This window comes from Streptomyces kanasensis (assembly GCF_043077165.1).
Lineage (GTDB): Bacteria > Actinomycetota > Actinomycetes > Streptomycetales > Streptomycetaceae > Streptomyces > Streptomyces changanensis.
In genome coordinates, this window is record NZ_JBIBSF010000010.1 from 138,564 (window position 1) to 152,446 (window position 13,883).

Genomic DNA, 13,883 nt, shown 5'->3' on the forward strand with positions numbered 1-13,883 from the left:
CTCTCGAGGTGTGTCCGATCTTCACCCTTGCGCTCTCCCCGACGTCAAGGGAATACCCACCCATCAACATCGGAAAGCGGCCGGTTGTATCGTCGTCTGTGGCCAACACCCGTCAGGGCGGGCCGGACTTAACCGACGAAGCATCACCCGACGCAGGAAACGGCAGGGCATATGACCGCGCAGCACGAGGCTCCCACCACGGCCGCCGGAGAGGCTCTGGAGGTCTGGATCGACCAGGATCTCTGTACCGGCGACGGGATCTGCGTGCAGTACGCCCCCGAGGTGTTCGAGCTCGACATCGACGGCCTGGCCTACGTCAAGAGTTCCGACGACGAGCTGCTCCAGGAGCCGGGCGCGACGACCCCGGTGCCGCTGCCCCTGCTGCGGGACGTGGTGGACTCCGCCAAGGAGTGCCCGGGCGACTGCATCCACGTACGGCGGGTTTCGGACAGGGTCGAGGTGTACGGTCCGGACGCCGAGTGACGGGTCAGCGACCGGCGGTGGCCGTGGCGCGCAGGAACGTCCCTCCGCTCCACCGCCATTCGACCGCCTCCCGCTCGTCGGGGCAGCAGCGCGGCACGTCGGTGGAGGAGTAGCCGAGCAGGGTCGCCGTGACGAGGCCGTCGCGTACGGCGAGCGCACCGACCGTGCGGCCGTCCGCGGGGTCGAGGAGCGTGGCCACGACGCGGGGGGCGCCGGCCTCCCGGCCCGTGGTCAGCACGAACAGGCCGTGCGGCGGGGTGCCCGAGCCCGCCTGGCAGTGGGCCGCGGCGACCGTCTCCGGCCGGCCGTCCCCGTCGAGGTCCCCGGTGACCGTCCGGGCGACGGCGGTGGGGGCTCCGGCGCACGTCAGCGGGTACGTGGCGGACTTCGCGTCCGGCGCGGGGGCGACCGCCCCCACGGCGGTCCCGGTACCCGCGGCGGGAAGCGTCGCGACGGCGGGCGCCGGCTGTGCCAGGGCGGCGAGCGCGACGACGCCGGCCATGGCGGTCGCGGTCGCGAGCCAGTGGGTCGGGCGGGCGTGGGTGTGCGCGAGGTCCGGGGCGGCGGAGGTCTGCACGCGGAGCGTCTCCTGTGGTCGTGCGGTGGCGGTGGCGCGTGGCCGGTGGAGTGCCCAGCATCGTGCCACACGTCACACCCGGCGGGAACCGCGGGGGTCCGTGCGGCGGGTGGCGGGGCGGGGCCGCACGGGGGCGGTCCCCCGCGGGGGAACGCGGCGACGCCGCCGCGGAGTTCCCCGTGCGTGTAAGGGAACCTGGCGGCGGCGTCGTGGTGTTGCGGGGCGTCAGCCCTTGTTGGGGCCCTCGTAGTCCTCGCCGTAGGCGCCCTTGGCGGGGCGGCGGCGGCGCATGGGGGGCTCCACGCCGTCCGCGAGGCGGCGGGCGGTGACGAGGAATCCGGTGTGGCCGATCATGCGGTGGTCCGGCCGGACGGCCAGGCCCTCGACGTGCCAGTTGCGGATCATCGACTCCCACGGCTGCGGCTCGGCGTAGCAGCCGATCTCGCGGATGGACTCCACGGTCCGGGCCAGCTGGGTCGTCGTCGCGACGTAGCAGCAGAGGATGCCACCGGGCACCAGCGCCTTGGAGACGGCCTCCAGGCACTCCCACGGGGCGAGCATGTCCAGGATGACGCGGTCGACGTCGGCGTCGGTCAGGTTGTCCTGGAGGTCGCCGACGGTGAGCTGCCAGGCCGGGTGGGGACCGCCGAAGTAGCGCTCCACGTTCGCCTTGGCGATCTCCGCGAAGTCCTCGCGGCGCTCGTAGGAGTGGAGCATGCCGCTGTCGCCGACGGCGCGCAGCAGGAAGCTGCTGAGCGAGCCGGAGCCGACACCGGCCTCCACGACGCGGGCGCCGGGGAAGATGTCGGCGAAGGCGAGGATCTGGCCCGCGTCCTTCGGGTAGACGACTGCGGCCCCACGGGGCATGGACAGGACGTAGTCGGGGAGCAGGGGGCGCAGCGCGAGGTAGGCGACGTTTCCCGTGGTACGGACAACACTGCCCTCGGGGGCGCCGATCAGCTCGTCGTGCGGGAAGGAACCCTTGTGGGTGTGGAAGTTCTTCCCGGCCTCGAGCGTGAACGTGTAGTGGCGTCCCTTGGGGTCGGTGAGCTGGACCTGGTCCCCGACCTTGAAGGGCCCGCGACGGCGGGCGGCACCGGTCGGTTCGGACATGTGACCAGGGTACCCGTCGGTGGCGGGCGGCCCGACCACGGTGCCGGGCGCGCGCCCGGCGCCCCTCCCGACGCGGCCGCCCGGCCGGTCGGGACCCCCGGGTCCCGTCCGGAGAGCGGGCAGGCCCGACCGGGTCCGACGGGCGCGGCTGGGGCCTGTCCTCTGGATCAGGCCGGATCGGGGGGCGGGGTCCGGTGCCGTGGATCGCAGGGCGGAGGAGGGAGTCACCGCGGAGCATGGGCGACCGACGACGACGCGGCGGGGCGCGGTGCCGGACACCACGAGCCCGGCACGATCCGAAAGACAGGCCCTAGCGGGGCCCGCTGCCCGGGCGGGCCATCGCCTGGACGAAGGCGCGCTCGACGTCGGCGGTGGAGAGCACTCCGTACACCTCGCCGGTGTCCTCGACGACGAGGTACTCCGTGGCGGGCGTCTCGCGGAGGCGTTCGAGCAGTGCCTCGCCGGAGAGGTCGGCGGGGACGCGCATGCCGTCGGTGAGGTCCTGCGCCAGTCCGCTCACGGCGACCCACGGCCGCCGGTGCTGCGGGACGCCGACTATGGCGGCCTCCCGGACGAGGGCGGTCGGCTCGCCCTGGCCGTCGACGATGACGAGGGCGCGGGCGCCGGCGTCGTTGGCCCGGCGCAGGGCCTCGCTGAGGGGGGTGTCGGAGCTGACGGGGACGGCGCGCCGGGTCAGCGCGCGGGTCCGCAGGTCGGGGAGGCGTTCGCGCAGGCGGGCCATGCGCAGGCTGTTGCCGGCGCCGGTCCAGATGATCGCGGCGAGGATCGCGGCGAGCAGGGCGTCCATGACGGTGTCCATGCCGCTGAGCTCGTCCGCGGCGTTGCCCAGGGCGCCCGTGTGGGTGAGCAGGGGGAGGCCGATCAGGACGGCCACCGCGAGGGCCCGGCCGGCCCAGGCGGCGGCGACCGTCCCGCTCATGGGGCGACCCGTGATCTTCCAGACGACCGCGCGGAGCATGCGCCCGCCGTCGAGCGGGAGGCCCGGCAGGAGGTTGAAGGCGGCGACGAGCAGGTTGGAGATCATCAGTCCGGCGAGGAGGACGCCGGGGACCGTACCGGGCTCGACGGCCGACATCCCGGCGTAGAAGACACCGGCGAGGACCAGGGAGAGGAGGGGCCCGACGAAGGCGAGGACGAACTCCCGGCCCGGGGTCTCGGTCTCCTTCTCGATCTCGGAGACGCCTCCGAAGAACTGGAGCTGGATGCGGCGGACCGGCAGCTTGAAGCGGAGGGCGGCGACCGTGTGGGCCAGCTCGTGGACGAGCACCGAACCGTAGAAGGCGACGGCGAAGAAGAGCGAGACGAGGTACCGGACGTTCCCCAGCTCCGGCAGGACGCGGTCCAGTTGCCCGCCGAAGACCCAGGTGATCAGCGCCGCGACGAGGAACCAGCTCGGAGCCACGTAGACGGGGACCCCGAAGACCCGGCCCATGAGCAGGCCGCCGCCCGGCTCGTCGCCGCGTCGCCGCCCGGCGGGGCGGCGGGGGGTGCGGGCCGTGTCGGACCGGGGGCGCGTGCCGTCGCCGCTCTCGTCGTCCTGGTTCACGGGTTCCCTTCGGGGTGGAGGGTGCGCTGCGGGGTGCTTCTCTCTCGATCATGCAGTGTGTGGTGGTCTGCCGTCGATGGTATGCCGCCGGATGTCCGTGGCGGGCCGTAGGGTCTTCGTCATGACCTCCGCTCCCCAGCCGCCCGCCTCGCTCTCGCCCTCCCGTGCCGGTGACTTCATGCAGTGCCCGTTGCTGTACCGGTTCCGGGTGATCGACAGGCTGCCGGAGAAGCCGAGCCCGGCGGCGACGCGGGGCACGCTGGTGCACGCGGTGCTGGAGCGGCTCTTCGACGACCCGGCCGTGGAGCGGACGGCTCCGCGGGCCCGTGCGATGGTGCCGGGGCAGTGGGACCGGCTGCTGGAGTCGCGGCCGGAGCTGGGCACGCTGTTCGAGGACGACGCCGACGGCGAGCGGCTGGCGCGCTGGCTCGGGGAGGCGGAGGAGCTCGTCGAGCGGTGGTTCACGCTGGAGGACCCGACGCGGCTGGAGCCGGCGGAGCGGGAGCTCATGGTGGAGACGGAGCTGGAGTCGGGGCTGCGGCTGCGCGGGGTGATCGACCGGATCGACGTGGCCCCGTCCGGTGAGGTGCGGATCGTCGACTACAAGACGGGCAAGGCCCCCCGGCCGGAGTACGGCGAGGGCGCGCTGTTCCAGATGACCTTCTACGCGCTGGTGGTGTGGCGGCTGAAGGGGGTGGTCCCCCGCCGCCTCCAGCTGGTGTACCTCGGCAGCGGCGACGTGGTGACGTACGACCCGGTGATGACCGACCTGCGGCGGGTGGAGCGCAAGCTGCTGGCCCTGTGGGACGCGATCCGCACGGCGACGGAGACGGGCGACTGGCGGCCGCGGCGGACCAAGCTGTGCGGGTGGTGCGACCACCAGGCGTTCTGCCCCGAGTTCGGCGGGACTCCCCCGGTCTACCCCCTGCCCGTCCCGCCGCCCCGCTCGGGGCAGAATGGGCCGGGACCAGCTATCCCGTGAGGAGTACCCGTGGCCATCCGCGTCCTATTGGTCGACGACCAGCCGCTGCTGCGCACCGGCTTCCGGATGATCCTGGAGGCCGAGCAGGACATCGCGGTCGTGGGTGAGGCCGGTGACGGCCTCCAGGCACTCGACCAGGTGCGCGCGCTCCAACCGGACGTGGTGCTGATGGACATCCGCATGCCGCGGATGGACGGGGTGGAGGCCACCCGCCAGGTCACCGGGCCGGGGCGGGACGGGCCGGCGAAGGTGCTCGTGCTGACGACGTTCGACCTCGACGAGTACGTGGTCGAGGCGCTGCGCGCGGGGGCGAGCGGGTTCCTGCTGAAGGACGCCCCGGCGAACGAGCTGGTGCAGGCGATCCGGGTGGTGGCGGCCGGTGAGGCGATGCTGGCGCCGAGCATCACGCGGCGGCTGCTGGACAAGTACGCCGACCACCTGCCGTCGGGCGACGAGCCGGTGCCGGACGCCCTGAACACCCTCACCGACCGCGAGGTCGAGGTGTTGAAGCTGGTCGCGCGCGGCCTGTCGAACGCGGAGATCGCGGCGGACCTGTTCGTGTCGGAGACGACCGTGAAGACCCACGTGGGCCACGTGCTGACGAAGCTGGGTCTGCGCGATCGGGTGCAGGCGGCGGTGTACGCGTACGAGAGCGGCCTGGTGCGGCCGGGCGCGCAGTAGTCCGGCCGACCGCCGCGCGGGTACGACCGCCACGCGGGGTACGACCGCCGCGCGGGTACGACCGCGCGGCGGGCCGCGGGCCGCACGTCGTGCGCGGCCGGCGGGACCGTGGGCGCGCCGCCGCCCCCGTGGGTGCTCCACGGGGGCGGCGGCGCGCTGCGGGCGGGGTCGCGGCGGGCGGGGGTCAGCCCTTCTTGATCTCCCAGAAGCGGAAGACCGTGGACGCGTCGAGGGTCCACTCCAGACCGGTGATGGTGTTGTGCGCGACGGCGTACTGCTTGGCCTGCCACAGCGGGAGGAGCGGGACGTCGTCGGCGACGAGGTTCTGCAGCCGGCCGAAGTCGTCCTGGGCGGCGCTGCGGTCGGCGGCCGCGGCGGTGTCCGGGATGATCTTGCCGGTGATCTTGTTGTTCTCGTAGTGGTTGTCGAGGACGTTGCCCTCGCCGAAGAACGGCTGGGTGAAGTTGTCCGGGTCCGGGTAGTCCGGGACCCAGCCCTTGATGTAGACGCCGTACTTGCCGGCCTTGATGTCCTTCTCGTACTGGTCGTACTCGACGGACTTCATCTCGGCCTCGAACAGCCCGCTGTCGTTGAGCTGCTGTGCGATGGCCTTCAGCTGCTCGTCCGTGCCCGGGCCGTAGCGGCTGGGCGTGGAGTAGAGGGTGATCTTGACCTTGCCCTTGATGCCCTCCTCCTTCAGCGCCGCCTTCGCCTTCTCGGGCTGCGGGCGGTCGCCGTAGCGGTCGAAGAAGGCGGTGTTGTGGCCGAGGATGCCGGCGGGGACGATCGAGTAGAGCGGCGTCGCCGTGGACTCGTACACGTTCTGCACCAGGGCGTCACGGTCGACGAGGTGGGCGATGGCCTTGCGGACGCCGAGCTTGCCGGCGACCGGGTCCTGCATGTTGAAGACCAGGTGCTGGACCTCGGCGCTGGAGCCCTCGATGACCTCGATGCCCTTCTGGCCGGCCGTCGGGGAGCCGTTGAGGGCCTTGATGTCGGCGGCGGCCAGGCCGCGGTAGGCGACGTCGACGTCGCCCTTGATCAGGCCGTCGGCGAGGGCCTTGCGGTCGCCCTGGTAGAACTTCAGCCTGACGCCGTCGTTCTTGACCTTGGCGGTGCCCTTGTACTCCGGGTTGACCGAGAAGGCGGCCTCCGTGTCGCCGAAGGAGTCCAGCCGGTAGGGGCCGGAGCCCACGGCCTTGCCGTCGGTGCGCAGGGAGTCGGCCGGGTACTCGCGGTGGTCGACGATGGAGCCGGCACCGGAAGCGATCTTGCTGGGGAAGGTGGCGTCGGGCACCTTCAGCGTGAAGACGACCGTCCGGTCGTCGGGCGTCTCGATCTTGTCGAGCGTCGAGAGCAGCGGCCCGGGGCCGTTCTCGTCGTCGATCTTCAGGACGCGCTCGAAGGAGAACTTGACGTCCTCGGCGGTGAGCGGGTTTCCGTTGCTGAACTTCAGGCCCTCGCGCAGGGTGCAGCGGTACACCCTGCTGGCGCCCTTCTCGAACTCGCAGCTCTCGGCGGCCTCCGGCTGGGGCGTGGTGGCGCCCTTGGGGAAGCTGAGCAGGGACTGGAAGACGTTGTTGAACAGCAGCCAGGAGCCGGGGTCGTAGCCGGTGGCCGGGTCGGTCGCCAGGACCTCCTCGGACATGCCGACGACGATCGCCCCGGCGCCGTCACCGGAACCGGCGTCCTTGTCGGTGCCGCAGCCGCTGAGCGTGGCGGCGGCCAGCCCCGCGGCGAGCGGGGCCGTCAGCCACTTGTTGTGTGCCTTCACTGGAACCTTGCCTCTGGATCTCTTCGGTACAGCAGGGGTCAGGCGGTTCCTCGGCCGAGCTCCCAGAGCTGGAGGTCCGAGGAGGTGTTGAGGGCCCATTCGACGCCGGTGAGGGTGTCGCGGGAGGCGACGTACTGCTTGCCCTGCCAGAGCGGGAGGACCGGGACGTCGTCGGCGACGATGTCCTGGAGGCGCTGGAAGGCGGGTGCGGCGGCGGCGCGGTCCGCTGCGCGGCGGGAGGCGGGGATGAGCCGTTCCCGCGCCTCCGTGCTGACGTAGGGGGTGTTGAGGAAGTTGTCGGCGTCGAGGAACGGCGCGATGTAGTTGTCCGGGTCCGGGAAGTCGGGGAACCAGCCGAGTCCGTAGACCGCGTAGTCGCCCCGCTTCTGGGCGGGCCGGAAGGTGGACCACTCGACGCCCTCGACCGTCACGTCGAAGAGCCCGCTGCCGTTGAGCTGGTCGCGCAGGGCGGCGAACTCCTTGGCGGTGGCGGTCCCGTAGTGGTCGCTGGTGTAGTGCAGGGTCAGCTTGACCGGGGTGTCGATGTCCGCGTCGCGCAGGAGGCCGGCGGCCTTGGCGCGGCTGGGCTCGCCGTACTTGTTGAAGAACGAGTTGGAGTGGCCGGCGATCGTCGACGGGATCAGCGAGTAGAGCGGCGTGGCCGTGGGGCCGTAGACCGTCTGCGCGATCCGGCTGCGGTCGACGAGGGCGGCCATGGCCTGGCGGACGGCCTTGTCCTTGACGGCGGGGGCCTGGGTGTTGAAGGCGAGGTAGCGGATCTCCAGGCCGGGCACCTCGGTGAGCTTGACGCCCTCCTCCGGCTCCTCGTCGAGCTTCTTGATCTGCTCGGGTTCGAGGGTGCGGGCCATCATGTCGATGTCGCCGGCGCGCAGGGCCCGGCCCATGGCCTCGGCGTCCTCGAAGGGGCGCAGCTCGACGCTGTCGTTGCGGAGCTTGATGTCGCCCTTGTAGCGCGGGTTCCTGGTGAAGACGACGTCGACGAGGCGGCCGTCGCGGACCTCGGGCTTCATCGTGTACGGCCCGGAGCCGTCGACCTGGAAGCCCTCGCGGAGGGCGCCGGCCTCGTACTTGTCGCTGGGGACGATGCCGGCGACGGGCGTGGAGAGCTTGTACGGGAAGGTGGCGTCGGGCGTCTTCAGGTGGAAGACGACCTCGCGGGGGCCCTTGGTCTCGATGGTGTCGATGTTGGACAGGAGGCCCGCGGCGCCGTTGTCGGACTTGATGGCCAGGACGCGCTCGATGGAGAACTTCACGTCCTGCGCGGTGACGGGCGCGCCGTCGGCGAAGGTCAGGTCCTCGCGCAGGGTGCAGCGGTAGCTCTCGCTGGCGTTGTCGGTGAACTGGCACTGGGACGCGGCCTCGGGGACCGGGCGCCCGCCGCCGCGCGGCATGTGCATGAGCGTCTGGACGGTCTGGCGGAGCACGTTCCACACGCCGGTGTCGTACGCGTAGGCCGGGTCGAAGGGTGCCGGGGCGTCCTCGGTGGCGGTGAACTGGTCGGTGGTGCCGACGACGATGGCGTTGCCTCCGCCGTTGCCGGCCGTCTCACTCCCGCAGGCGGCGAGGAGGGGGGAGGCCAGCAGGCCGACGACGGCCGGCAGCACCAAGGTCTTGCGGTTCATGGGGGGACGTACTCCTGGTCCGGCACGGGGGTGAGGCGGTGTGCGGAGCCCCTGCCGCGGGCGCCCTGTGGGGCGGGGCGATCGGGCCGGGTGTGCGCACGATCGACCCCGTGGTCACGGCTGCGTGGTGGCGGCCGCGGCACGGGGTGGGTGCGGCGAAGGGCTCGGCGCAAAGATTAGTGGCATCGCCCTGTAATGCCCGACCCGACCGGAGTTGAGGCGTCATCAGAATTCGATCTTCGAACCGAATGCGGGGGGCGGGAAAACGCCGGAATGATTCGTACACGCACTCATGAATGCGGACACATGGGCACGTTCGAAGCGGTCCGATCCAGGCATGCGCGGCGTTGCGGGCACCGGGACGGCGGCACGCTGGGTGACCAAGGTCACGTTGGGCGGTTTTCCACCCCGTTACGGAAAATGCACGCTCCGACGCCGAGAGTTTTTCCGATATTCGGTGAGCCACGCACGGTGGGCGGGTCAGTGTCGTCCGGTGATCAGTGCGCGCAGGAAGCGGAGGTCGACTTCTTCGAGGGAACCGACGACGACGCGCCCGTCGGCGGGGGCGATCGGGGCCAGCGACGGGACGGCGACGACGCGGCAGCCCGCGGCCTCGGCGGCGGCCACACCGGTGGAGGTGTCCTCGATGACGGCGCATCTCGCCGGGTCCGCGCCCACCCGCCGGGCGGCCAGCAGGTAGGGGTCCGGGTGCGGCTTGGTCCGGGGCACCTCGTCGCCGGCCACGGTGAGGGTGAAGTGCTCGGCGCCGAGGGTGCGCAGCACCCGGTCGATGATGCGGCGGTGGGAGGCGGAGACCAGGGCGGTGGGGACGGCGTGCTCGGTGAGCTCGGCCAGCAGCCGCGCGGCGCCCGGCATGAGGGGGACGCCGCCGTCGATGCGCTCCTCGAAGCGGTCGTTGAGGAGCGTGGTGAGCTCCGGGAGGGTGACGTCGGCGCCGGTGGCCTCGATGAGGTACCCCGCGCTGCGGGTCATGGGGCCGCCGACGACGATGTCGCGCCAGGACTCGTCCAGCTCGTGGCCGAGGTCGGCGAAGACACCGACCTCCACGTCCCACCAGAAGCCCTCGGTGTCGACGAGCGTGCCGTCCATGTCCAGGAAGACCGCCTGCAGCGCGGCACCGTCGGCCGTTCGGGTCAGGGACGCGGGGACCGTACTGGTCATCGGCACACCTCCAAGGGGACGAGAAGGCCGGCCGCCTCCCCGCCGGGAACCCCCGGTGGTGGAAAAGCGACCGGCCTGCGCTGGACCGACCAGTGTACGTCGTGACGCCCCGGCGCGCCGCCGTCACGCTGCGGCGCGCCCTGGCGGGTCAGCGGGCGTTGAAGTACTTCGCCTCCGGGTGGTGCAGGACGATGGCGTCCGTCGACTGCTCGGGGTGCAGCTGGAACTCCTCGGAGAGGTGGACGCCGATCCGCTCGGGCCGCAGCAGGTCGGCGATCTTGGCGCGGTCCTCCAGGTCGGGACAGGCGCCGTAGCCGAGGGAGAACCGGGCGCCGCGGTACTTGAGCGCGAACATGTCCTCCACGTCCGCCGGGTCCTCGCCGCCGAAGCCGAGCTCCGCGCGGACCCGGCCGTGCCAGTACTCGGCGAGGGCCTCGGCGAGCTGGACGGACAGCCCGTGCAGCTCCAGGTAGTCGCGGTAGGCGTCGGCGGCGAACAGCTCGGCGGTGGCCTCGCCGATGCGGGAGCCGACGGTGACGACCTGGAAGCCGACGACGTCGGTCTCGCCGGACTCCTCCGGCCGGAAGAAGTCGGCGAGGCACAGGCGGCGGCCGCGGCGCTGGCGCGGGAAGGTGAAGCGGGTGCGCTCGTTGCCCGCCTCGTCGAGGACGATCAGGTCGTCCCCCTTGGAGACGCAGGGGAAGTAGCCGTACACCACGGCCGCCTCCAGGAGGTTGCGCGTGTGGAGCTGCTCGAGCCAGCCGCGCAGCCGGGGCCTGCCCTCGGTCTCCACCAGCTCCTCGTACGAGGGACCCTCGCCGGTGCGGTTCTGCTTCAGGCCCCACTGGCCCTTGAAGAGCGCGCCCTCGTCGAGCCAGCCGGCGTACTCCTTCAGCTGGATGCCCTTGATCACGCGGGTGCCCCGGAAGGGCGGCTCGGGGACCGGGTTGTCGGTGGCGACGTCGGAGCGCACGCCGGGCTCGGGCTCGCGCTCCTCGACGGTGACCGCGGGGCGCACGCGGCGCTGCCGGAGTTCGGGGAGCGCGGCGCCGGGGACGCCGCGCTTGACGGCGATGAGGGCGTCCATCAGGCGCAGGCCCTCGAAGGCGTCCCGGGCGTAGCGGACCTCGCCCTGGTAGATCTCGTGGAGGTCCTGCTCGACGTAGGCGCGGGTGAGGGCGGCGCCACCGAGGATCACGGGGTACTTGGCGGCGAGCTCGCGCTGGTTGAGCTCCTCCAGGTTCTCCTTCATGATCACGGTCGACTTGACGAGGAGCCCGGACATCCCGATGACGTCCGCGCGGTGCTCCTCGGCCGCTTCGAGGATGGCGGAGACGGGCTGCTTGATGCCGAGGTTGACGACGTTGTAGCCGTTGTTCGACAGGATGATGTCGACGAGGTTCTTGCCGATGTCGTGGACGTCGCCGCGGACGGTGGCCAGCACGATGGTGCCCTTGCCGTCGTCGTCCGTCTTCTCCATGTGCGGTTCGAGGTAGGCGACGGCCGTCTTCATCACCTCGGCCGACTGGAGGACGAAGGGCAGCTGCATCTGGCCGGAGCCGAACAGCTCGCCGACGACCTTCATGCCGTCCAGGAGGGTGTCGTTGACGATGTCGAGGGCCTTGCGGGTCGTCAGGGCCTCGTCGAGGTCGGCCTCCAGGCCGTTCTTCTCGCCGTCGATGATGCGGCGCTTGAGGCGTTCGTCCAGCGGGAGGGCGGCCAGTTCCTCGGCCCTGCCGGCCTTGAGGGACTTCGCGGTGGCCCCCTCGAACAGCTGCATGAGCTTCTGGAGCGGGTCGTAGCCCTCGGCGCGGCGGTCGTACACGAGGTCCAGGGCGGTGCGGACCTCCTCCTCGGAGAAGCGCGCGATCGGCAGGATCTTGCTGGCGTGCACGATCGCGGAGTCGAGGCCGGCCTTCACGCACTCGTCGAGGAAGACGGAGTTGAGCAGGATGCGGGCGGCCGGGTTGAGGCCGAAGGAGATGTTGGACAGGCCGAGGGTGGTCTGCACGGCGGGGCGGCGGCGCTTGAGCTCCCGGATCGCCTCGATGGTGGCGACGCCGTCCTTGCGGGACTCCTCCTGGCCGGTGCAGATGGTGAAGGTGAGGCAGTCGACGAGGATGTCCTCCTCGTGGATGCCCCAGTTGCCGGTGAGGTCGGCGATGAGCCGCTCGGCGATCTCGACCTTCTTCTCCACCGTGCGGGCCTGGCCCTCCTCGTCGATGGTGAGGGCGATGAGGGCGGCGCCGTGCTCCCGGGCGAGGGCGGTGACCTGAGCGAAGCGGGACTCGGGCCCGTCGCCGTCCTCGTAGTTGACGGAGTTGATGACGGCGCGGCCGCCGAGCTTCTCCAGACCGGCGCGCAGGACGTCCACCTCGGTGGAGTCCAGGACGACGGGGAGGGTGGAGGCGGTGGCGAAGCGGCCGGCCAGCTCCTCCATGTCGGCGACGCCGTCGCGGCCCACGTAGTCGACGCACAGGTCGAGCATGTGGGCGCCCTCGCGGATCTGGTCCCGGGCCATCTCGACGCAGTCGTCCCAGCGGCCCTCCAGCATGGCCTCGCGGAACTTCTTGGAGCCGTTGGCGTTGGTCCGCTCGCCGATGGCGAGGTAGGAGGTGTCCTGGCGGAACGGCACGGTCTGGTAGAGGGAGGCAGCGCCGGGCTCGGGGCGCGGGTCGCGGGGCGCGGGCGTGATGCCGCGCACGCGTTCGACGACCTGGCGCAGGTGCTCGGGGGTGGTGCCGCAGCAGCCGCCGACGAGCGACAGCCCGTACTCGCGGACGAAGCCCTCCTGGGCGTCGGCCAGCTCCGGCGCGGTGAGGGGGTAGTGGGCGCCGTCCTTGCCGAGGACGGGCAGCCCGGCGTTGGGCATGCAGGAGAGGGGGACGCGCGAGTGGCGGGCGAGGTAGCGCAGGTGCTCGCTCATCTCGGCGGGGCCGGTGGCGCAGTTCAGGCCGATCATGTCGATGCCGAGCGGCTCCAGCGCGGTGAGCGCGGCGCCGATCTCCGAGCCGAGCAGCATGGTGCCGGTGGTCTCGACGGTGACGGAGACGATGAGCGGCACGTCGGCGCCGAGCGCCTCGAGGGCGCGGCGGGCGCCGAGGACGGCGGCCTTGGTCTGGAGGAGGTCCTGGGTGGTCTCCACGAGCAGGGCGTCGGAGCCGCCGGCGACCAGGCCCTCGGCGTTGCTCTGGTAGGCGTCGCGCAGGACCGTGTACGGGGCGTGGCCCAGGGTGGGCAGCTTGGTGCCCGGGCCCATGGAGCCGAGGACCCAGCGCGGGCCCCCGCCCGCGGCGGTGTACTCGTCGGCGACCTCGCGGGCGATGCGGGCGCCTGCCTCGGACAGCTCGTACACGCGGTGGGCGATGTCGTACTCGCCGAGCGCGGAGTGGTTGGCGCCGAAGGTGTTCGTCTCGACGCAGTCGACGCCGACGGCGAAGTAGGCGTCGTGGACCGAACGGACGATGTCGGGCCGGGTGAGGTTGAGGATCTCGTTGCAGCCCTCGAGGTTCTCGAAGTCGTCGAGGGTGGGCTCCTGCGCCTGGAGCATCGTGCCCATGGCTCCGTCGGCGACGACCACGCGGGTGGCGAGCGCCTCGCGGAGTGCGGCCGCGCGGTCACCGGCGGCGGACGAGGGGGACGGGGTCGGCAACGAGGCCATGGAGGTGCTCCCTGGAGTGCGACGGCTGTCGGCTTTGCGCCCCCGTCGGGGAGGCGCACGTCGTCAGCGTAACCGCCCCTCCCCCGGGGCGGACACGGCGTCCCACGTGGCGGACGGCATGCTTGGCGGGGTCGAGGTCCGGCCGGTCGGCGCGGGGAGGCGTCCCAGGATGTGGCCGCGGGTCGGCAACGACCGATAGTGTTCAGCATTGTCGAACCAC

Annotated in this window: 10 protein-coding genes; 3 read left to right on the top strand and 7 right to left on the bottom strand. The window is 72.0% G+C overall.

What is annotated here, in order from left to right:
- Positions 1 to 171: 171 nt before the first annotated feature.
- Positions 172 to 483, top strand: a complete 312-nt coding sequence (locus tag ACF053_RS24175) for a ferredoxin (RefSeq protein WP_058941655.1) — start codon at positions 172 to 174, stop codon at positions 481 to 483.
- Positions 484 to 487: 4 nt separating this feature from the next.
- On the opposite strand, the gene ACF053_RS24180 is transcribed toward ACF053_RS24175, so the two are convergent.
- The 3 genes from ACF053_RS24180 to ACF053_RS24190 all read right to left on the bottom strand — a co-directional run bounded on the left by ACF053_RS24180 (position 488) and on the right by ACF053_RS24190 (position 3,740).
- Complete coding sequence (locus ACF053_RS24180; RefSeq protein WP_391955864.1) at positions 488 to 1,060, bottom strand: hypothetical protein; 573 nt, start codon at positions 1,058 to 1,060, stop codon at positions 488 to 490.
- 225 nt (positions 1,061 to 1,285) lie between these two features.
- Positions 1,286 to 2,173 (bottom strand): tRNA (adenine-N1)-methyltransferase, encoded by an 888-nt coding sequence (locus ACF053_RS24185; RefSeq protein ID WP_391955865.1) that lies wholly within the window; start codon positions 2,171 to 2,173, stop codon positions 1,286 to 1,288.
- Positions 2,174 to 2,483: 310 nt separating this feature from the next.
- On the bottom strand, positions 2,484 to 3,740 hold the full coding sequence (locus ACF053_RS24190) for a site-2 protease family protein (protein WP_058941652.1): 1,257 nt from the start codon (positions 3,738 to 3,740) through the stop codon (positions 2,484 to 2,486).
- 121 nt (positions 3,741 to 3,861) lie between these two features.
- On the opposite strand from ACF053_RS24190, the gene ACF053_RS24195 reads away from it, so the two are divergent.
- Both ACF053_RS24195 and ACF053_RS24200 read left to right on the top strand, forming a co-directional pair.
- Positions 3,862 to 4,722, top strand: coding sequence for a RecB family exonuclease (locus ACF053_RS24195; protein ID WP_391955866.1), 861 nt, complete (start codon positions 3,862 to 3,864; stop codon positions 4,720 to 4,722).
- Between the two features lie 9 nt (positions 4,723 to 4,731).
- Positions 4,732 to 5,403: a response regulator gene (locus tag ACF053_RS24200; protein ID WP_058941650.1), complete on the top strand. Its 672-nt coding sequence runs from the start codon at positions 4,732 to 4,734 to the stop codon at positions 5,401 to 5,403.
- A 184-nt stretch (positions 5,404 to 5,587) separates the two neighbouring features.
- Here the strand turns inward: ACF053_RS24200 and ACF053_RS24205 are convergent, their stop codons facing one another.
- The 4 genes from ACF053_RS24205 to metH form a co-directional block, all read right to left on the bottom strand.
- Positions 5,588 to 7,177, bottom strand: a complete 1,590-nt coding sequence (locus ACF053_RS24205) for an ABC transporter substrate-binding protein (RefSeq protein ID WP_391955867.1) — start codon at positions 7,175 to 7,177, stop codon at positions 5,588 to 5,590.
- A gap of 38 nt (positions 7,178 to 7,215) precedes the next feature.
- Positions 7,216 to 8,820, bottom strand: a complete 1,605-nt coding sequence (locus tag ACF053_RS24210) for an ABC transporter substrate-binding protein (protein ID WP_391955868.1) — start codon at positions 8,818 to 8,820, stop codon at positions 7,216 to 7,218.
- 480 nt (positions 8,821 to 9,300) lie between these two features.
- Positions 9,301 to 10,002, bottom strand: a complete 702-nt coding sequence (locus ACF053_RS24215; RefSeq protein WP_391955869.1) for an HAD family hydrolase — start codon at positions 10,000 to 10,002, stop codon at positions 9,301 to 9,303.
- A gap of 148 nt (positions 10,003 to 10,150) precedes the next feature.
- On the bottom strand, positions 10,151 to 13,663 hold the full coding sequence (metH, locus tag ACF053_RS24220; protein WP_391955870.1) for a methionine synthase: 3,513 nt from the start codon (positions 13,661 to 13,663) through the stop codon (positions 10,151 to 10,153).
- Positions 13,664 to 13,883 lie beyond the last annotated feature (220 nt).